Origin of the sequence: Polaromonas sp. UC242_47, from assembly GCF_044452385.1 — a bacterium.
Lineage (GTDB): Bacteria > Pseudomonadota > Gammaproteobacteria > Burkholderiales > Burkholderiaceae_C > Polaromonas.
The window spans coordinates 509,323-528,118 of record NZ_JBIOAO010000001.1; the positions used below are offsets into that span (position 1 = coordinate 509,323).

Below are 18,796 nucleotides of genomic sequence, written 5' to 3' on the forward strand. Positions count from 1 at the left end.
CCGCCCCATGCCTCTTAACGAAAGACTGACCATGCCCGCTGCTGCTCCAACCCCTTTGTCGCCTGTGGTCTTGCTGCGGCGCCTGCTGGCCGTGCTGCTGGCCGGCCTGGCGCTGGGGCTGGTGTCGGCGCCTGCGGCGGCGCAAAGCTGCTTCGTCGGCAAGGTGGATGACATCAGCTTTGGCACCACCAGCCCGGATGCCAACACCGACACTTTCAACAATCTGGTCTACACCTGCCAGTCCAATGCCAGCGCGACCTACTTCCGGGTCTGCATGTATATCCCCGAAGGCAGCCCGCTGAGCGGCATCAACCCGCGGCGCATGACCAACTACAACGGCGCCGCGATGAAGTACGACCTGTATTCAGACGCGGCCCGGACCCGGGTGATTGGTCCCCCGCCCACGGGTGGCGGGTTTCCGATTTACAGCTTCACGGCCCTGGCGCCGGCGGGTTATGTGCAGGTGCAAAACAGCGCGCCGATTTACGCGCGTGTGCCGTCCGGTCAAAGCCTGCCTGCCTCCAACGGTTTCCAGTCCCAGATCGCTGGGGCGATGTTGTACTGGGCCTGGAGCAACAGCAGCACACCGCCGGACTGCACCAGCGGCAGTGGCGGCGCGGGCACGGCCACGTTTCACCAGAGCGTGACGGCGAGTGTGGACAACAGCTGCCGCATCACCCTGGCGACCGATCTCGATTTCGGCAACGCCGGCGCCTTGACGAGCAACCGCGACCAGACCTCGACCATCATGGTGCGTTGCCCCACGGGCACCAACTGGCGCCTGGGGCTGAACAACGGCAGCAACCCCAGCGGCAATGTGCGGCGCATGCGCAACGCGACCGGCAACTATGTCATTTACGAGTTGTACCGCGACGGTGCACGCAGCCAGCGCTGGGGCAATACCGTGGGCACGGACACCGCCAATGGCACCGGGCAGGGTGAAGGCAGCCCGGTGACACAAACCGTGTATGGCCGGGTTCCGGCGCAAGCCTCCGCGCCTTCCGGGTCGTACGCGGACACGGTCACCGTGACCCTGACCTACTAAGCAGTTTTTTGATCGCTATTGAATTCATAGCTGATTGCGCCCATTCGGTGAGGGCTGCAGGCATGTTTTCCTTGTAAAAACCCGAAAATCGGGATGCCTGGCTTCTGGAGGGCGCACACCTCCGTCCCGCGCCACAATGGCGGCATGAACACCCCACCCCCGCCGTCCCCGGAGCCGCCTCACCCGCTGGGCAAGTGGCCCAGCTACCTGCATCTGTCCGACATCCGGGGCCTGGCGCAGCTGGCCACGCAGGGCACCTTGGGGGTGGCCGAACTGGCCGAACAAGTGCAAGGCCATGTCTACAAGGCGGTCGCGGTCCCGTTTGGCGCCGCCGGTCAGAAGTTTGTCGACTCCGCGGCCGGCCGTTCGGGCGTCAAGAAAATGGGTATCACCGGGCTGGTTTACGGCAGTGTCAAAGGGGTGACGCGCCTGGTGGGCGGCGGAGTCGATGCGCTGTTGTCACACCTCGTGCCCAGGGTCGGGCCACAAGCCTCGTCGCCGCAACGTGAGGCTGTCTTGTCGGCGCTTAATGGGGTGCTGGGCGACCAGTTGCGCGACACGGCCAATCCGCTGACCATCCACATGAGTTTGCGTCACCAGGGGCAATCGTTGCCACTGGAGAAAGCCGCACTCGCGCAACGCCTGCCCGCAGCCACCACCAAGCTGCTGGTGCTGGTGCACGGCCTGTGCATGAACGATTTGCAATGGCGGTCAAGCAGCCCGGCCGGTGAACACGACCACGGCGAAGCACTGGCACTTGCGCTGGGTTACACCCCGGTTTACCTGCACTACAACAGCGGGCTGCACACCTCGGACAACGGCCAGCAGTTGGCCGCGTTGCTGGAGCAGCTCTGGCAGGCTTGGCCACAAGCGGTGCAAGAGCTGACACTGCTGACCCACAGCATGGGCGGGCTGGTGGCACGCAGTGCCTGCCACCACGGCGAGCAGGCCGGCCACCTGTGGCGCCAAGGCCTGAAAAATCTCGTGTTCCTGGGCACACCGCACCACGGCGCGCCGCTGGAAAGTCTGGGCAACTGGGTCGATACCCTGCTGGGGCGCAGCGCCGTGACGCTGCCCTTCGCCAAAATCGGCCAGGTCAGAAGCAGCGGTATCACCGATTTGCGTTACGGTTATGTGCTGGCCTCAAGCTGGCAGGATGCCGACCGCTTTGGACGCGCGCCCGATAGCCGCGAACCGTTGCCTCTGCCCGACAGTGTCGCCTGCTTCACGGTGGCGGCCAGCCTGTCGGAGCAAGCCGGCAAGCTCCAGGATCAATTGATTGGCGATGGACTGGTGCCCGTGCCCAGTGCGCTGGGCCAGCACGAAGATGCGCAACACTGTCTGGCCTTTGCGACGGACAAGCAGTGGGTGGTGCAAGGGATGAACCACATGGAACTGCTGAGCCGGCTCGAGGTGACGCGGCAGTTGGTGCGCTGGTTGACCGCGCCAGCCAGTACCTGATCAGAAGGTGACTGTGACGGTGTGCGACTGGCTCGCGCTGCACGTGCTGGTGGCGCAGGTTCCGGGCAGGTTGGCCGGGACCGAACCCGTGACGTTGAAGTTTTGCGGGCCGCCCGTGCCGGTGCCGGCTGGCGCGCTCAGGACCAGGGAGTAGGGCAGGCCCAGCAAGGTTCCGGTGCTGGTCGGGCCTATCGCCATGGTGTAAGGGGTGTTGTAGGTACAACTGAGCTGGAAGGCGGAGTTTCCCGTGGCGGCCGTGGCGCTGAAGGAGGTGTAGTTGATGGACAGCGGTGTGGGGGCCGAGCTGAAATAGCAGGAGTGCTGGATGCTGGCGCTGACACCGAAACTGGTGGCCGTCAGGACGGCACCCGTGGCGCTGCTGTTGTTGTCGCTCAGTCGAACGGTGACGGTGATGGCCAGGTCATCGTAGATGCCGGCTGGCGCGGTTGCTTGTGGCGTGGGTATGCGGAAGTAATAGGGAAAGGAAAAGTTCTGCGCCGTGGCGTTGTTGGCCATTCGGTACACCACGCCGCCGGCGGTCGAGGTGTTTGCCGCCACGCCCGTGCCTTCAGTCCACAGTCCAAGGCCGTAGGTCCGGTGGTAAATCTCGTAGGTCAGGGGCTGGGTTCCGTTTTGCCGCGTCATGGCACGCCCTGCTGGCGGCTCCCCCTGGTTGATGCCAATGTAAATATAGGGGCGATTGATATCGCCGGTTTCTCTGGTGCACGTGCCACTGATGGTGCCGGCGACCTGCGTGGCGGCCCCGCTGGTGTACAAGGTGGACAGCGGTATGGAGGTGGCGTTGACACTGCAGACGACGGCCTGGGCCGCGCCGCCAGCCGTGAGCATCACCAGCAAAAAGAATTTCAGTGCAAGTTGTTTCAACGGCGTACTCCAGAGCATGTCAAAGGTCCCACGCGTGCAATGTCGTCCTGGCTGCTGGCCGGCGGCAGATCTACTGCGAAGGTACAGCTTGCGCCCTCCCATTTCAAGCGCAAACGGTTCGTGAATTGCAATCCCGTGACAAATGCCTCACCACGGCGGGCCACATAGAACACTTGTTTGTCACCTAGCAGTTCGACCTCGGCCCCGGCAGGCGCGGGCTCTCCATCGTCCAGCACAATTTTGACCAAGGCGCCGCGGCCGCTGCGCACCGGGAACTTGACGATCACGCCGGTACGACTGCCCGGCACCACCACCTGCTCAATGCTGTCGAGTTCCGCGCTGATGGGCAACTCGCTCGGGTCCAGCCGTATGCTGTTGGCCTGATAAGGCAGCAGCCGGGGCACCAGCGCCTTGCCGTCCTTGTTGGTGCGCGCCAGCACGCTGCCCTGGAAACCGACACCCACATCGGCATAACCTGGGACCTCGACCAGCGCGAAGCTGTCGAGGATCTGGCGCGAGGCAAAGACCTGGCCATCCATGGCCACCAGCCCGCCCTGCGCGCCCAGGCGCACGGTCTGTTGTAGCGCCGAGGCACTGACGTCCGCCGTCAGCATGCCTTGTGTGCCCTGGTAATATACGCCGCCCTCGGCATAGTTCTGCCCGGTGCGTTGACCTGCCAGTGTGCGCCAGCCCAAGCCGGTGACCCCATTGATGCCCTGGCTGGCACTGGCATAGGCATCGGTCTGGCCACCACGGCGTGTCACATTGCTTGAAAGCGTGAGCTGTTTTTCGAGCGGCACCAGCAGGCTGACGCCCAGCGACGTGGCACTGGCGTTGCTGCCGGCCAGGCCGCTGACGCGAACCACGTTGAAGGACAGCGAGCTGCGCTCCCCCACACGAACGGTGTAGTTGAGGCTGTACGTGGCCAGCTGTCCCTGGTCATAACTGTTCACGCGGGCATAAGCCAGGCCCAGGGCGCCAAAACGTTCGGACGAGTAGGTGTAGCTGCCCGACACCTGGCGTTGGTAGGCCAAGGCATTGGCCTCCTGGCCGATTTGCCGATAGCCGCGCGAAGCGCCCTCGCTTCGCAGGGTGAAGCCGTGGCGCAAGTTGGTGTGTTCCAGCCCGGCCAGCCAGTGGCGTCCGGGCCCGGAGCTGTCGTCGCGGCTGAAGGCCATGGCCACCTGCCCCAGCAGGTTCATGGGCAGGGCCTGTATCAGCCCCAGGCCTGCACCCTGTGTGTTCCGCCCCCATTCACCGCGGGTTTCCAACGTTAGGCTTTTGCTGAAGCCGTGACGCAAGAGGCCGGAGGCGAACACCTGGCCATAGTCCGCGTTGTTGAGTCCGAGGTTTCTGCGCACGGCACCGGCCTCGACGCTCCAGTCGTTCAGGCCTTCTTCCAGCAGCGAGGAATGGCTGAAGAAATCCTGCACCAGCACGGTCTCCCGGCCCAGCACGTCCCGCACCACCACGCGCGCCTGGCCGCTGCCGGTGAGCAGGGGGAAGTTGTCGATGGCAAAAGGCCCGGTGGGCACTTGCGAGGTTTGCCGCAGGGCGTCGTTGATGTAGAGCTCCACCGTGCTGGGGGCGCTGGACAAGCCGGTCACCACGGGCAGAGGCTGGGCGATGAAGCCCGGCTTGAGGCCGAAGTTGCGGCCCAGTTGTATGCCGCCGAAATAAACAGAGCGCCCCAAACTGCCGCTGCGTGTGGTGCTGTCGCCGAGCCGCAGCGTCAGGTTGTCGTCCGGCAGGTCGCGGGTGAAGGTGGTTTCCAGTCGCCGCACATTGCGCGGAGCCAAGGGGTCGCGGCTGGTGAGGCTGCGCGCGGCATAGGTGCTGGTGAACACGCCCCAGTTGTTGGAAAAACCCAGTTCCAGCAGGGCGCCTAAATCCTGTTGGGTGGGGCCTGCGTCGCGCTGCTTGGTGTTGGTGTAGCTGATGTCGTAGTTGGCGAAGACGCCCGGACTGGCCGGCGTCAGCGGCGGCCGGTCAGCAACTGGCTGGGCCAGCCTTGTGGCCGCAAACGCCTGCGGCTGGAACTTGAGGTCCACCGACTGGTTGGCAAAGTTGAGCTGGGCGTCAAAACCCGGCACGGCAGACAGCGGGTACCACGGCACGCCCTGGTGCGTGAACGGAATGGCGGCGGCACGCCGGTTGACGCGCCATTCCACAAAGGCCTCGGCCGGTGCATACAGGGTGCCATTGCGCTCCAGCAGCACCCAGCTGCCGACGGATGCGCCATTGACGGAGATCTCCAGCGGCAGCAGGCGCACGGTGGCGGGCGTGCTTTCGATGACGCGCGGTTCCGTAGCAGGAGGCGATGAGGCGGGGGCGGGCGACTCCAGCGTTCGCGACAGGGTCAGGTTGGGCGTGCCCGTTGGGGTGTCGGCCGCCATCAGCGGCCCGGCGGCGGCCAGTGCCCAGACCCAGCCGATGCGCACGAGGACTGGTGTCAGAGGTGTCAGCCGTGCGGGCGGGATGCGATCTCGCATGGCGCGTGGTCTTGGAGTGGCGGACGGGCCACCCTGCCGCGGGTGACGGTGTTAAGGAAGGGTGAGGTCAAAGGTTTGTACCCTGCCGTCGTCAAAGCCCACGTTCAACTGCGCCGGACCGGGCGAAAGCGCTTGCTCCCCTTTGGCACTCATGATCTGGCGTGCGCCTGGCAGGATGTAGGTGCCGCCTTCAAATTTGGCCAGGGTCTGGGTGCCGCGTTTGACCAGGATCTCGCGGACCTGCGCATAGGCCGTGCCACTGTTGGTGCAGGTCACGTTCAGGGCCTGTGCCGCACCAGGGGCGGCCTGACAGTTGATCTCGCGTTTGGCGGGCGGTGGGGTGATGAACACCGGCATGGACAAGGCCAGTGCAATCGGCATCTGCATGGTCTTGTCACGCGCTGGAGCGGCTTCCGGGACCTCGCGAATGATCATGCGGTAAATCAGTTGGCGGCTGGCGTCGGCGGGCTTGAGCAAGGCCAGTCGCACAACTTGCCGCGCATTGGGTGCCAGCTTGAGGATGGGGGGCGACAGAATCAAGTCCTCGGTCGGGACTTGCTCATCCGTACCATCGGGTTTTTGGCTCCAGGCATTCAGGTCCGCCTGCAGCACCACCTCGGCGTCCCCCTCGTTGGTGATGGTCACGGCCACCGCACGATCACGCGGCGTCATGTAGATACGCACCGGGGTCACCGAGAACACGCCCGCCTGTGCGGGCATGGGCGCGCCGGACAGAATGCCGGATGCTAACAAAATGATAGCTATAGGCCCACGCAGAATGGGCGCCAAGGCAAGATTGAGCATGTTAGGGGTGAGCTTCATGCTCCGAGCTTAACAGCCGCCGCCCCACTTAAAAACTTACGAGCATCTCCAGTGGCCCGTCTGAGCCATTGGCGTTGTAAATCCGCAATGCGGTGACTGTTCCCGCGCCCAGGAGGGGGCTGGCCGAGTTTGCCGTAGCAGGGGAAGCGTTGCCCACACCGAGGTCGTAGCGAAATGCCCCACCATGGGTGCCCAGAAAGGGTTTACCCGGAAACGGGGTGATGCTGACAAACTGCCCCGTGCCGCAGACCACACGTACCAGCGCATTGGTCCGCTCGTTCAGGGTCTCGCTGATACAAACTCCTGAGGCGATGGTGCTGGCCCCACTTCCGCCTCCTGTGCGGGGCGTGACACTACCGGCCTGAGTCAGCGTGATGCCAACAGAAAAACTGCCGGTACTGGTGGCTGCCGCGCAAAAATTCGCCATCAAAGCCAAGCCAAGGGCAATCCACAGTGGATGCGTGCGGCGTGTCATGCCAAGACCTCTTCGGCGATAGCCGGGGTGGGGCCAGGCGGGGGAGAGGGGTCGGTAAACATCGCGGCTTTGGCACGGCTGGTTGCCGTGTGTTGACCCGCACTATCTTGCGCCATGGTGCAAGATAGTGCAATGGCTGGGTCACCGTCTGCCACTGACGGCAGTGACAAACCGGGGATGTGTTTGCCGGTCATACAAGCTGCCTGATGGGCTTATGTCGTGTGACTCAATATGTCACGTACAGGGTGTAGGACTTGTTGGTGGCTGCGGCATTGTCGCAGGAGGCGCTACTTGCGCAGGTGCCGCCCTGGTTTGCTGCCATCGTGCCGCCGATGGTGTAGGCGACAGCGCTACCGTTAGGTGCCGCCACGGTGGGGACCGTGACCGTATAGTCCAAGCTAACCTTGTCGTCCGTCGTGTTCACCGAGGCGGTGCCTGGGCCCGCGGCGGAGCCCAGCGTCAACCCGAGTGATGGCGCGGGCAAACCATTGGTGCATTGCAACGTGAAGTTGCCACCGGTGGCGGTTGCGGCCGTGGTCTGCAGGGATGTGTATGCAAATGCCAGGGGTGTAATCGTGCCGAGCTTGCACACAGCGGTCACATTGATGTTGACATTGAAGGTGCCAGAGGTTGTGGCTGCTTGCACGGGAGCGGTCAGAAGGCCGATAAAACCCAGGGCGGTTACTAAAATAAGCTTTTTCATGACAGTTCTCCGGTTAAAACGAACTACAAGACCAACTTGAAGTTAAGTTGACTGTAACTAGATATTTCACAAATTAGGCCATTTGTATTCGTAACGGCGCCAGAAATCGGGTAATTTGTCACATTTAGGCGTTGATATTGTTGTGTTTCTCCCCCATTTCTTTGAAAACAAGCCATCTGTAACTTTTGTAAACACGTCCGGTGTGAGTAATTCATTGGGTGAAAAGCCCAAATTTGTAACAATTTAGAAACGTATTAAGTCTGAGCATGCAAAAACAAACCCTGTCCTTTCAAGCCGAAGTGGCCCAGTTGCTGAACCTGGTCACCCACTCGCTGTATTCCAACCCGGATATTTTTCTGCGCGAGCTGATCTCCAACGCCTCCGATGCCTGCGACAAGCTGCGTTTTGAAGGCTTGAACAATGCGGCGCTGTACGAGGACGTGCCGAACCTGGAGGTGCGCGTGAGTTTCGACAAGGCGGCGAAGACCTTGACCATCAGCGACAACGGCATTGGCCTGTCGCAGCAGGAGGCCATCGACCACCTGGGCACGATTGCCAAAAGCGGCACGCGCGACTTCATGTCCAAACTCTCGGGCGACCAGAAAAACGACGCGCAGCTGATTGGCCAGTTTGGTGTTGGGTTTTATTCGGGCTTCATCGTGGCCGACAAGATCGTGGTCGAAAGCCGCCGGGCCGGTCTGCCGGCCGCCGAAGGTGTGCGCTGGAGCAGCGCCGGCACCGGTGACTTTGAAGTCGAGACGATTGAGCGCGCCGAGCGCGGCTCCAGCGTGATCCTGCACCTGAAGGACGATGCCGCCGAGTACCTCAACACCTGGAAGCTGAAAAGCATCATCAGCAAATATTCCGACCACATCTCGCTGCCCATCCTGATGAAAAAGGAAAGCTGGAAGGAGGGCGAGAACGACCAGCCCGGCGAGATGGTCGCCAGCGACGAGTGGGAAACCGTGAACCAGGCGGCAGCCTTGTGGACAAGGGCCAAAAAAGACATCACGCCAGAGCAATACGACGAGTTCTACAAACAGATCAGCTACGACAGCGAGCCGCCGCTGGCCACCACGCACAACCGTGTGGAGGGCGCGACCGAATACACCCAGTTGCTCTACATCCCGGCCAAGGCGCCCATGGATTTGTTCAACCGCGACAAGGCCGCGGGCATCAAGCTGTATGTCAAACGTGTGTTCATCATGGACGATGCGCAGGCCTTGTTGCCGACCTACCTGCGTTTTGTCAAAGGTGTGGTGGATTCGTCAGACCTGCCGCTGAATGTCTCGCGCGAGTTGCTGCAGGAAAGCCGCGCGGTCAAGGCCATCCGTGAAGGCTGCACCAAACGCGTGTTGTCCATGATCGAAGATCTGGCCGCCAACGAGCCGGAAAAGTTTGCCGCGTTTTACGCCGAGTTTGGTGCGGTGCTCAAGGAAGGCCTGGGCGAAGACTTTGCGAATCGTGATCGCCTGGCCAAGCTGCTGCGTTTTGCGAGTTCGACGACGGACACCCTCAGCGTGGGTTTTGCCGACTACAAGGCACGCATGAAGGAAGGCCAGGACGCGATTTACTACATCACCGCCGACACCCAGTCCGCCGGCAAAAACAGCCCGCAACTCGAGATCTTCCGCAAGAAGGGCATCGAAGTCTTGCTCATGACGGACCGTGTGGACGAGTGGGCGCTGAACTACCTGCATGAGTTTGACGGCACACCTTTGCAGTCGGTCGCCAAGGGTGCGGTCGACCTGGGCAAGCTGCAGGACGAGGACGAGAAAAAGGCCGCCGAAGAAGCGCAGGTCCAGTTCAAACCCACGCTCGACAAACTCAAGGACGTGCTGAAAGACAAGGCCACCGACGTACGCGCCACCACCCGCCTGGTCGATTCACCGGCTTGCCTGGTGGTGCAGGACGGTGACATGTCCACACAATTGGCCCGCATGCTCAAACAAGCCGGCCAGGCCGCGCCCGAGCTCAAGCCGATTCTGGAAATCAATGCCCAGCACCCGCTGGTCAAAATGCTGGAAGGCAGCGCACATTTCGACGACCTGGCGCACATCCTGTTTGACCAGGCGCTGCTGGCCGAAGGCGGTTTGCCGGATGACCCGGCCAGTTATGTGCGGCGTGTCAACGCCTTGCTCGAAAAAGCCTGATCCGGTTTACTTCGGCAACGGCTCGAAGCCGCCGGCGCTGCGAAGCCCGGCGGCTTCTTCACTGGTGAGCAACTCAATCAGCGCGGCGGCTTCGCGTGGCTGCGTCGCCCGGCTACTGACGGCGGCGGTGTAGACCGTGGCCAGTTCAAACTCCTTGGGCAGGGCGGCGGCCAGCTGCACGCCTGGTGCAAAGATGATTTCGGTGGCCTGGGTGCAGCCGATGGCGCCGGGTTGCTCCGCCTGCGCCAGTGCATGCATCGCGGCTGCGCCATTCGGGTGCGGGCGTAAACGTCCGGCCACATCGCCCGCAACGCCCAGCAATTGCATCACCTTCATGAAATGAATACCCGCCGTGGCCTTGACCGGGTCGGGGAAATAAATGGCCGTGGCCGATAGCAAGGCATGTCGGAGTTGCGCCACCGTCGCCAGCGGTGGTGGGGTGGCGCCGTCCCGCACGGCGATGCCAGTTTTCACGATGCCCAGCGCGCGGGCACTGCCGGCCGTCACGTCGCAACTCTCCGTCAGTTGCGTGATCAGCGCGTCGGTCAGGATCACCACGTCGCAAGGCGAACCGGCCAGCAACTGGTCTTTCATGAGGCCGACCGCATCGAAGCGGCCCGCGATGGCCAGCCCGGTTTGCGCCAGAAAACGTGCTTGGAGTGCGGTGACCAGGCCTTTGGCGGCGCCGCCGCTGAGCAAATGAAGTGTGGACATGGACATGGACGTGGACATAAGGGGGGGCTTTCAGTCGGCCTTGATGCCGGCGGTTTTGATCACACGCGCCCATTTGGCAATGTCCTCGCGTGCATATTTGTCAAACATCTCGGGGGTCATGACCAGCGGCACTGCGCCCTGTTTGGCCCAGACCTGTTTCACCTCGGCCTGGCTGGAAATTTTGGACACCGCGTCGTTGAGTTTGTCGACCACCGCTTTGGGTGTGCCGCGCGGCGCCATCAGGCCCAGCCAGATGGTGGCTTCATAACCGGGCACGCCGGCTTCACTCATGGTCGGTACCTCGGGCAACACGTCGGAGCGGGCCCGGCCTGTGGTGGCCAGGGCCTTGACCTTGCCGGCCTTGATTTGTTCGGCCATGGTGGTGACCGCATCAAACATCACGTCGACCTGTCCGCCTATCACGTCGGTGCGTGCGCCCGAGCTGCCGCGGTAGGGAATATGCACCAGGTAAACGCCGGCCATGCTTTTGAACAACTCACCGGCCATGTGGTAGGGCGTGCCGGGGCCGGAGGACGCGTAATTGAATTTACCGGGCTTGGCTTTGGCCTGTTGCAGCAGGTCCTGGAGCTTGTTGGCCGCCAGTCCGGGGTAAGCCACCAGCACCAGGTCCGAGTAATTGACCGGTGCCACCGCCACGAAGTCGCGCATCAGCTGAAAGGGTTTGTTCGGGATCAGGGTTTCATTGACGGTGTGGGCATTCGACATCATCAACAAGGTGTAGCCGTCGGGCGCCGATTTGGCCGCCATGTCGGTGCCTATGACCGAGCCGGCGCCGGGCCGGTTGTCGACCACAAAGGACTGGCCCAAGGCCTCCTGCAGGCGCTGCGCCATAAAACGCGCGTAGTTGTCGGCCGGACCACCGGCCGCAAAAGGCACGATGATTTTGACCGGCCTGGCGGGATAACTCTGCGCGGCCGCGGGGCCGCCCCAAAGCGCTGCGGCCAGGCCCAAGGCCAGCGTGAAAGTCATCTTGCATCCCATGACGCTCTCCGGTGAACAGGCGCTGAAGCCCGGCGACTTACTCGATTTTGCCCATGCGTTTGACGACGCCTGTCATGCGTTTGGCGTCGGCCTGCACATATTTTTCAAAGTCCGGCGCGTCTTGGTAGAGCACCGGGCTGCCGGCGTTCAGGATAACCTCTTTGACCTTGCTGTCCTGTGCCGCCGCCTTGGCCGCGGCACGCAGGCGCTGGGCGATGGGTTCGGGTGTGTCCCTGGGGATAAACAGGCCAGACCATTGGGCGTATTCGGCGTTGTAGCCGGCCTCTTTCAGGCTGGGGGCCTCGGGCAAGGCGCCCAGGGGTGTGGTGCCCCAATGGGCCAACACGCGGATCTTGCCGGCCTTGACATGTTGCAGCACGGTGGCCGGGCCGGACGACACGGCGTCTATCTGCCCGCCCAGCAGCGCGACCACGGCTGGGCCGGCGCCGGTGAAGGGCACGTGGGTCAACTTGATGCCGGCGCTTTGCGCCAGGATTTCCATGGGCACATGCATGGTGCCGTAGTTGCCCGAGGAGCCGTAGTTGAGCACGCCCGGGCGTTTTTTGGCGTCGTCGACAAACTGCTGCACGGTTTTCCATGGCGCGTCGGCACGCACGGCCAGCACCGTGGGGTCGGCGGTGAAACGTGCGATGGGGCGCAGGTCGTTGAGGGCAAACATGGGCGCGCGGCCCAACACGGCGTCGGCTTCGGGGATCACGGTCAGCGAGGACAGCGCCATCAACACCGTGTAGCCGTCGGCCTTGGCCTTGGCGGCCTGGGCCATGCCGATGCCGCCGCCGGCTCCGGCCTTGTTTTCAATCACCACCGGCTGGCCTAACTCGCGCGACATGGCTTCGGCCACGGGACGCGCCACCAGATCGGCCAGACCGCCGGGCGGGAAGGGCACGATCATGGTGATGGTGCGTACCGGCCAGGCGCCTTGTGCGGCCACCCAGGTGGCGCTGGTCAGGAGCAAGCTGGCGAGCAGGGCGGATCTGCGTTTCATGTGGATGTCCTTGTGTGGCTGAGCTGGCGACAGAGGCTAAACCCAGCGCCTGATTTCATGGTTTGCATGCTAACATCCGCGCGAATTCAGGGGGATCATCGCAATCCCTAAGCCGCCACAAGCCGTGGTTGCTGGGCAAGTCCTTCGACACCTTTTGTCCCATGGGCCCCTGGCTGGTCAGCGCCGACGAATGCGACGGCACCCAGACCCAGGTGCGTTGTTAGGTCAACAACGAGTTGCGCCAGAACGCCTCCATGACCGATCTGATTTTCGACATTCCGAAACTGATAGCAACCCTGTCGGCCGGCATCACGCTTTACCCCGGCGACGTGATCGCCACCGGCACACCGGTCGGTGTGGGCATTGGTGGGCGATTTCTTAAGAAAAAAGTGGCCTTGGCCCTTTACCTATGGGCGCAAGATGCTACTTATTTGATAGCGTCTGTTGGGCTGCCAGCGATGGCCTTGCTGTGTGTGGTGGGGGCGCCAGCGGTGGTTTGAGGCCAGATGCACCCACTGCCTGCTATTTGAGCAGTCCTCGCCAAGCCAATACCGGCGCGGGTTGGCGGACTTGTCCCCATTCTTCTCCACAGCTCCATTCACAGAAGCCGGGCATAACTCTCAGGTGTTTCTTGGATTTTTCTGCAGGGGCTGGCTCAGGTCTAACGCCAGCAGGTTGTGCAGGGCCGGGTTGTGGCTGCCGGGCAGCCAGGCCAGGCCGTGGCTGAGGCGGTGCGCGTCCGGCCCCAGCGACTTGAACACCACACCGCCGATTTCGTCGAGTGACTGCAACTCGCGCGGGATGATGGACACCCCGGCGCCGGCGGCGATCAGACACAACAAGACCTGCGAGCTTTCGCTCTCGCGCACCACACGCGGCTGAAAACCCGCGCGCCGGCATTCGGCGTCCATGGCGTCGCGCAAATGAAAACCCTTGTTGGCGGGGTAACCCACAAAAGCCTCCTGGGCCAGCAGCGCCAGCGGCACCTCGTCGCGTTCGGCCAGGGCGTGTGAGGCGGGCAGGGCCAGCACAAACTCGCTGGCCGCGAAGCTGCGCGAGGCGATGCCGGTATCGGTCAGCGGCAAAAAACACAAGGCCACATCGAGCTGGCCGTCCAGCAGCGCCAGGCGCAAGGCGCCCGTGGCCAGCGGGCCTTCGATGTCCAACACCACCTCGGGGAAACGCTGGCGAAAGGCCAGCACCAGCCGCGGCAACAAGACATGGCTGGCGCGGCCGGTGTAACCCACACGCAGGCGCCCCGTTTCGCCGCGATCGGCTTGGCGGCAGGCTTCGACGGCCTGGTCCAGTTGCACAAACAGCGGCTGCACCGCGTCAAAAAACGTCTTGCCGGCGTGGCTGAGGCTGACCTTGCGCGTGTGGCGCTCAAACAGGCGCACGCCCAACTCCTGCTCCAGCTCGCGTATGCGCTGGCTCAGCGGGGGCTGGGCCATGTGCAGGCGGTGGGCCGCACGGGTAAAGCTTTGTTCCTGGGCCACGGCCAGAAAACCACGCAGATGCCGGAGTTCCATGCGTTGTTGATGAGAAGTTAATTAAGACGCTGCGAGTATAGGTTGGTGTTTAAAACGGTATTGGACATATGAATCAAGGCTTTTTAGCATTCATCTCATAGGTCGCCCTTGCGGCCTGCATGGCTAACAGGAGAGAACACGCGTGACGAATTTGAAAGACAAAGTGGCCCTGGTGACGGGTGGCAACAGCGGCATAGGCCTGGCGATTGCCCAGCGTCTGGCGCGTGAGGGTGCCCACCTGGTGCTCAACGGCATTGCCCCGCAGGCCGAAGGCCAGGCGCAGTGTGACGCCGTGGCCGCCGAATACGGCGTAGACGTGTCTTACGTGATGGCCGATGTGCGCGACCCGGAGCAGATCGAACAGTTGATTCGCCAGGCCGAGCAGCGCAATGGCGCGATCGACATCCTGGTCAACAACGCCGGCATGCAACATGTGAGCAACATCGAGCAGTTCCCGGTGAGCATCTGGAACGACATGCTGGCGGTGAATTTGTCGGCCAGCTTTCACACCATTCGCCTGGCGCTGCCGGCCATGCGTGCACGCGGCTGGGGCCGCATCCTGAACATCGCCTCCATCAGCGGGCTGCGTGGCCGCGCCGGCAAATCCGCTTACAACGCAACCAAACACGGCCTGATCGGCCTGACCAAGGCGGTCGCCCTCGAAACCGCCACCACCAACATCACCTGCAACGCTATCTGCCCGGGCTGGGCGCTGACCGCGCTGGTGCAGCGCCAGGTCGATGCGCTGGCCGAACGGGAAGGCCTGGACGACGCGGCCGCCACGCGCCAGTTGCTGGGCCAGCGCCAGCCCTCGGGCCGTTTTGTGACGACCGGGCAGCTCGCGGCCCTGGCCGCTTTCCTGTGTTCCGACGACGCGCAGGAAGTGCGCGGTGCCGCCTGGACCATGGACGGCGCGACCACGGCGGCCTGAGTGCCGCTTCAAACAAACGTGAACAACACTGCCATGAGCCCAACCTTGAATCCTATTGACGCGACCCATGATTTGAACCTGCGCAGCTGGGTCGAATCGGCCAACGGCCATACCCAGTTTCCTATCCAGAATCTGCCGCTGGGTGTGTTTCGCAGCGACAGCGGGCCGCGCATAGGCGTGGCCATCGGCGACGAGGTGCTGGACCTGCCCGCCGCCTTGCAAGCCGGTTTGCTGATGCAACTGGATGCGGCCACGGCGCAAGCCATGACGGCCCCGGTGCTCAATACCTGGATGGCCTTGCCAGCCGCGCAACGCCGCGCCCTGCGCCTGCAGTTGTCGGCCCTGCTCGCCGCCGAGACGCCCGAAGGCCGGCTGGCCGGCGCACAACGCGCTTTGATCCTGAAACCGCAAGCCGCCTGCGAGATGCTACTGCCCACCGACGTGGGTGATTTTTCGGACTATTACGCCGGCATCCACCACGCCACCAACGCCGGCAAGTTCTTTCGCCCCGACTCGCCCCTGCTGCCCAACTACAAACATGTGCCCGTGGCCTACCACGGCCGGGCCTCGTCCTTGCGACCCTCGGGCACGGTCTTGCACCGGCCCACGGGGCAGGTGCGCCAGGACACGCCCGACGGACCGGTGCCCGTGTTTCAGCCCAGCGCACGGCTGGACTACGAGCTGGAACTGGCGATCTGGGTCGGTCCCGGCAATGCGCTGGCGCAATCGATTCCCGTGAGCGAAGCGGCCGGCCATGTGGCTGGTTTTGGCCTGCTCAATGACTGGTCGGCGCGCGACATCCAGGCCTGGGAATACCAGCCGCTGGGACCGTTTCAGGGCAAAAACTTTCTGTCCAGTCTCTCGCCCTGGGTGGTGACCAGCGATGCGCTGGCGCCGTTTCGTGCGCCCGCCATGGCGCGCGGCGCGGGCGATCCGCAGCCCCTGCCTTATCTGCTGGACGCGCAAGACCAGGCGGATGGCGGTTTGCGTGTGGAGCTGGAGGTGTTTCTCAGCACCCGCAACATGCGTGAACAAGGTCTGGCGCCGCACCGCCTGTCGCGCGGCAACTCCACCTACATGTGGTGGACGCCGGCACAAATGGTCACGCACCACACGGTGGGTGGCTGCAATTTGCGTCCGGGCGACCTGATTGGTTCCGGTACCATCTCGGCGCCCGAGTCCACCGGTTTTGGCTGCCTGCTGGAGATCACCGAAGGCGGCAAAACAGCCGTGTTGTTGCCCAATGGCGAGTCACGCACCTTTTTGCAGGACGGTGACGAACTGGTGATGCGCGGCTTTTGCCAGCGCGAAGGTTTTGCCCCGATTGGTGTGGGTGAATGCCGGGGCCTTATCCAGGGCTGAGTTGTCCACCCTACCCATTTTTTTCGGAGCCATCGCCTGGCGCGGTGCTTTGTACTTCCCGTTGATAAAAGGAGACTTGAAATGAAAAAACTGTTTGCCACCGCCGTCACGGCCATAGGCCTGCTGGCCGCCGCCATCCCAGCCATGGCGCAAAACTATCCGAACCGGTCTATCAAGCTGATCGTGCCGTATTCGGCCGGCGGCGTGACCGACCAGCTGGGCCGCACCTTTGCCGAATTTGCCGGCAAACGCCTGGGCCAGCCCATCATCATCGAGAACAAGACCGGCGCCAACGGCACCCTGGGCGCGGTGCAGATGCTGAACACCGATCCGGCGGGTTACACCCTGACCATGATCCCGATTGGCGTGTTCCGCATGCCGCACATCACTGGTGCGCAATACGACCCGCTGAAAGACCTGACCTATATCTCCACGGTTTGCGGCTTCAACTACTACATTGCCGTGAACGCCTCCTCGCCCTGGAAGACACTGGCCGAACTGGTCGACTACAGTAAGAAAAAAACCGGTCCCGTGTCTTACGGCACACCCGGTGCCTACAGCAGCCAGCACATCGGCATGGCCCAGCTTGGTGAAAAAGCGGGCGCCGACTGGACACACATCCCGTTCAAGGGTGACGCCGATGCCATGGCCGGCCTGCTGGGCAATCACATCCAGGCCGTGGTCAGCGCCAGCTCGGTCTTGCCTTATGTGACGACGGGCAAGATGCGCGTGTTGGCCGCCCTGGGCGACAAACGTTCGCCAGACCTGCCGAATGTGCCCACGCTCAAGGAACAGGGTTACCCCATCGTCCACACCTCGCCCTTCGGTTTTGCCGGCCCCAAAGGCATGGACCCGGCCGTGGTCAAAAAGCTGGAAGACGCCTTCCGCGATGTGTACAACGACCCGCAGTTCCAGGTTGCGCTGCAAAAGCTGGGCATGAGCCCGCTGTACATGGACCAGGCCACTTACACCAAATACGCGCGCGACACCTATTTGGGAGAGCGTGATGCGCTCAAGGCCATGGTGGCCAGCGTCAACAAGTAAGACGGATTGTCTGCCCGGCGCCTGGTGCGCCGGGTCTCAGGCCACCAGTGGGGCTTCCTGCATGGCCTCGGTCTGTTCTTCCAGCATGTCGACCTGGCCCTTCCAGTAATCACTCGATCCGAACCAGGGGAAGTTGATCGGGAAGATCGGGTCATGCCAGCGCTGCGCCAGCCAGGCGCTGTAATGCACCAGGCGCAGGGTGCGTAGCGGCTCGATCAGCGCCAGCTCGGCCCGCGGGAATTCGCGAAACTCTTCGTAACCGTCGACCAGCGCGCCCAGTTGCGGAATTTGCTGAGCCCGTTCGCCGGACAGCAACATCCACAAGTCCTGCACCGCCGGGCCGGATCTGGCGTCGTCCAGGTCCACAAAATGCGGGCCCGCGCCTTCCAGGCCTTCGGGCGTCCACAAGATGTTGCCGGGGTGGCAGTCGCCGTGCAGGCGCAAGCTGCGGGTCTCGCCGACACTTTCAAACACGGTTTGCGCCACGCTCATGGCTTCTTCAAAGGCTTTGAGCCAGCGCGACTCCATGTCCAGCGGCAGGTAGTGGCCGGCCAGCAGCCGGTCGCGGCTGGCGTAACCAAAGGTCTGCAGGTCCAGCGCGGGCCGGTGTGTGAAAGGCTGGCGCGCGCCCACGGTGTGGATACGCGCCAGGAAACGGCCAATCCATTCGAGTACGCTGAAATCGTCCAGCTCAGGCCGGCGCCCGCCGCGGCGCGGCGACACGCTAAAACTAAACCCATCAAAGTGATGCAAGGTGCTGCCGTTCAGGTCCAGCGCACCCACCACCGGAATTTCGGCGGCCATCAGCTCGGCGGCAAACGCGTGTTCTTCGGTGATCTGTACGTCGCTCCAGCGTCCGGGCCGGTAAAACTTGGCCACGACGATGTCGCCGGCGGCCGCACCTTCGCCGGCCGGGCTTTCGAGGTGCACCTGGTACACGCGGTTTTCGTAGCTCGACAGCGCCATCAGGCGGCCGTCGCCGTACAGGCCCACGCTGGCCAGCGCATCCAGCACCAGGTCGGGCGAGAGTTTTTCGTAGGCGTGGAGCGCCTCGCGGGGCAGGGCGGTGGGAGGCTGGTCGGTCATGCCTCCATTGTCGTTGTTCCCGCTGCGGCCTTGTTTTATAAGAAAAATAGGCCGCTAGCCCTTGATGGTCGGGCGTAAATAGCTAT

General features: G+C 63.1%; 16 protein-coding genes and 1 pseudogene. 7 read left to right on the forward strand and 10 right to left on the reverse strand.

Features of this window, described 5'->3' with window-relative positions; all coding sequences use genetic code 11:
• Window positions 1-31: 31 nt before the first annotated feature.
• A complete protein-coding gene (locus tag ACHMXK_RS02565) occupies window positions 32-1,045 on the forward strand; it encodes a spore coat protein U domain-containing protein (RefSeq protein ID WP_397437414.1) in 1,014 nt (337 codons plus the stop codon).
• Between the two features lie 144 nt (window positions 1,046-1,189).
• A complete protein-coding gene (locus ACHMXK_RS02570) occupies window positions 1,190-2,506 on the forward strand; it encodes an esterase/lipase family protein (protein ID WP_397437416.1) in 1,317 nt (438 codons plus the stop codon).
• Here the strand turns inward: ACHMXK_RS02570 and ACHMXK_RS02575 are convergent, their stop codons facing one another.
• The 5 genes from ACHMXK_RS02575 to ACHMXK_RS02595 form a co-directional block, all read right to left on the reverse strand.
• On the reverse strand, window positions 2,507-3,391 hold the full coding sequence (locus tag ACHMXK_RS02575) for a spore coat protein U domain-containing protein (protein ID WP_397437418.1): 885 nt from the start codon (window positions 3,389-3,391) through the stop codon (window positions 2,507-2,509).
• Window positions 3,388-5,883 carry a fimbria/pilus outer membrane usher protein gene (locus ACHMXK_RS02580; protein WP_397437420.1) on the reverse strand — a complete coding sequence of 832 codons (2,496 nt, stop codon included), beginning with the start codon at window positions 5,881-5,883 and terminating at the stop codon, window positions 3,388-3,390. The genes ACHMXK_RS02575 and ACHMXK_RS02580 overlap by 4 nt, the downstream gene beginning before the upstream one ends.
• A 51-nt stretch (window positions 5,884-5,934) precedes the next feature.
• Window positions 5,935-6,705 (reverse strand): molecular chaperone, encoded by a 771-nt coding sequence (locus ACHMXK_RS02585; protein WP_397437422.1) that lies wholly within the window; start codon window positions 6,703-6,705, stop codon window positions 5,935-5,937.
• Window positions 6,706-6,733: 28 nt separating this feature from the next.
• Complete coding sequence (locus tag ACHMXK_RS02590; protein ID WP_397437424.1) at window positions 6,734-7,180, reverse strand: hypothetical protein; 447 nt, start codon at window positions 7,178-7,180, stop codon at window positions 6,734-6,736.
• 226 nt (window positions 7,181-7,406) lie between these two features.
• The gene (locus ACHMXK_RS02595; protein ID WP_397437426.1) at window positions 7,407-7,883 is read right to left on the reverse strand and encodes a spore coat protein U domain-containing protein; all 477 of its coding nucleotides are present in this window, start codon (window positions 7,881-7,883) and stop codon (window positions 7,407-7,409) included.
• Between the two features lie 266 nt (window positions 7,884-8,149).
• Between ACHMXK_RS02595 and htpG the strand changes: the two genes are divergently transcribed.
• Window positions 8,150-10,036 carry a molecular chaperone HtpG gene (gene htpG / locus ACHMXK_RS02600; RefSeq protein ID WP_397437428.1) on the forward strand — a complete coding sequence of 629 codons (1,887 nt, stop codon included), beginning with the start codon at window positions 8,150-8,152 and terminating at the stop codon, window positions 10,034-10,036.
• A 6-nt stretch (window positions 10,037-10,042) separates the two neighbouring features.
• On the opposite strand, the gene ACHMXK_RS02605 is transcribed toward htpG, so the two are convergent.
• The 3 genes from ACHMXK_RS02605 to ACHMXK_RS02615 are packed head-to-tail and all read right to left on the reverse strand — an operon-like array spanning window position 10,043 to window position 12,758.
• On the reverse strand, window positions 10,043-10,750 hold the full coding sequence (locus tag ACHMXK_RS02605; protein ID WP_397437430.1) for a molybdate ABC transporter substrate-binding protein: 708 nt from the start codon (window positions 10,748-10,750) through the stop codon (window positions 10,043-10,045).
• Window positions 10,751-10,780: 30 nt separating this feature from the next.
• Window positions 10,781-11,752, reverse strand: coding sequence for a tripartite tricarboxylate transporter substrate binding protein (locus tag ACHMXK_RS02610; RefSeq protein ID WP_397437432.1), 972 nt, complete (start codon window positions 11,750-11,752; stop codon window positions 10,781-10,783).
• A 37-nt stretch (window positions 11,753-11,789) separates the two neighbouring features.
• Window positions 11,790-12,758 (reverse strand): tripartite tricarboxylate transporter substrate binding protein, encoded by a 969-nt coding sequence (locus tag ACHMXK_RS02615; RefSeq protein WP_397437434.1) that lies wholly within the window; start codon window positions 12,756-12,758, stop codon window positions 11,790-11,792.
• Between the two features lie 113 nt (window positions 12,759-12,871).
• Here ACHMXK_RS02615 and ACHMXK_RS02620 point away from each other — a divergent pair.
• Window positions 12,872-13,258 (forward strand): annotated as a pseudogene (locus tag ACHMXK_RS02620) (fumarylacetoacetate hydrolase family protein); the annotation flags it as partial.
• A gap of 120 nt (window positions 13,259-13,378) precedes the next feature.
• Here ACHMXK_RS02620 and ACHMXK_RS02625 read toward each other — a convergent pair.
• A complete protein-coding gene (locus tag ACHMXK_RS02625) occupies window positions 13,379-14,287 on the reverse strand; it encodes a LysR family transcriptional regulator (protein ID WP_397437435.1) in 909 nt (302 codons plus the stop codon).
• A gap of 142 nt (window positions 14,288-14,429) precedes the next feature.
• On the opposite strand from ACHMXK_RS02625, the gene ACHMXK_RS02630 reads away from it, so the two are divergent.
• The 3 genes from ACHMXK_RS02630 to ACHMXK_RS02640 all read left to right on the forward strand — a co-directional run bounded on the left by ACHMXK_RS02630 (window position 14,430) and on the right by ACHMXK_RS02640 (window position 17,624).
• Entirely contained in the window at window positions 14,430-15,218 is a 789-nt protein-coding gene (locus ACHMXK_RS02630; RefSeq protein ID WP_397437437.1) for a 3-hydroxybutyrate dehydrogenase, read from the forward strand.
• Window positions 15,219-15,251: 33 nt separating this feature from the next.
• Window positions 15,252-16,580, forward strand: a complete 1,329-nt coding sequence (gene fahA / locus ACHMXK_RS02635; RefSeq protein WP_397437439.1) for a fumarylacetoacetase — start codon at window positions 15,252-15,254, stop codon at window positions 16,578-16,580.
• An 81-nt stretch (window positions 16,581-16,661) separates the two neighbouring features.
• Entirely contained in the window at window positions 16,662-17,624 is a 963-nt protein-coding gene (locus ACHMXK_RS02640) for a tripartite tricarboxylate transporter substrate binding protein (RefSeq protein WP_397437441.1), read from the forward strand.
• A 36-nt stretch (window positions 17,625-17,660) separates the two neighbouring features.
• Here the strand turns inward: ACHMXK_RS02640 and ACHMXK_RS02645 are convergent, their stop codons facing one another.
• Window positions 17,661-18,710, reverse strand: a complete 1,050-nt coding sequence (locus ACHMXK_RS02645) for a serine/threonine protein kinase (protein WP_397437443.1) — start codon at window positions 18,708-18,710, stop codon at window positions 17,661-17,663.
• Between the last annotated feature and the right edge of the window lie 86 nt (window positions 18,711-18,796).

Bases quoted from the DNA above. Each gene is read 5' to 3' on its own strand.
- ACHMXK_RS02565 (WP_397437414.1), top strand. From the start codon at position 32: ATGCCCGCTGCTGCTCCAACCCCTTTGTCGCCTGTGGTCTTGCTGCGG.
- ACHMXK_RS02570 (WP_397437416.1), top strand. From the start codon at position 1,190: ATGAACACCCCACCCCCGCCGTCCCCGGAGCCGCCTCACCCGCTGGGC.
- ACHMXK_RS02580 (WP_397437420.1), bottom strand. From the start codon at position 5,883: ATGCGAGATCGCATCCCGCCCGCACGGCTGACACCTCTGACACCAGTC.
- ACHMXK_RS02585 (WP_397437422.1), bottom strand. From the start codon at position 6,705: ATGAAGCTCACCCCTAACATGCTCAATCTTGCCTTGGCGCCCATTCTG.
- ACHMXK_RS02590 (WP_397437424.1), bottom strand. From the start codon at position 7,180: ATGACACGCCGCACGCATCCACTGTGGATTGCCCTTGGCTTGGCTTTG.
- ACHMXK_RS02595 (WP_397437426.1), bottom strand. From the start codon at position 7,883: ATGAAAAAGCTTATTTTAGTAACCGCCCTGGGTTTTATCGGCCTTCTG.
- htpG (WP_397437428.1), top strand. From the start codon at position 8,150: ATGCAAAAACAAACCCTGTCCTTTCAAGCCGAAGTGGCCCAGTTGCTG.
- ACHMXK_RS02605 (WP_397437430.1), bottom strand. From the start codon at position 10,750: ATGTCCACACTTCATTTGCTCAGCGGCGGCGCCGCCAAAGGCCTGGTC.
- ACHMXK_RS02610 (WP_397437432.1), bottom strand. From the start codon at position 11,752: ATGGGATGCAAGATGACTTTCACGCTGGCCTTGGGCCTGGCCGCAGCG.
- ACHMXK_RS02615 (WP_397437434.1), bottom strand. From the start codon at position 12,758: ATGAAACGCAGATCCGCCCTGCTCGCCAGCTTGCTCCTGACCAGCGCC.
- ACHMXK_RS02625 (WP_397437435.1), bottom strand. From the start codon at position 14,287: ATGGAACTCCGGCATCTGCGTGGTTTTCTGGCCGTGGCCCAGGAACAA.
- fahA (WP_397437439.1), top strand. From the start codon at position 15,252: ATGAGCCCAACCTTGAATCCTATTGACGCGACCCATGATTTGAACCTG.
- ACHMXK_RS02640 (WP_397437441.1), top strand. From the start codon at position 16,662: ATGAAAAAACTGTTTGCCACCGCCGTCACGGCCATAGGCCTGCTGGCC.
- ACHMXK_RS02645 (WP_397437443.1), bottom strand. From the start codon at position 18,710: ATGACCGACCAGCCTCCCACCGCCCTGCCCCGCGAGGCGCTCCACGCC.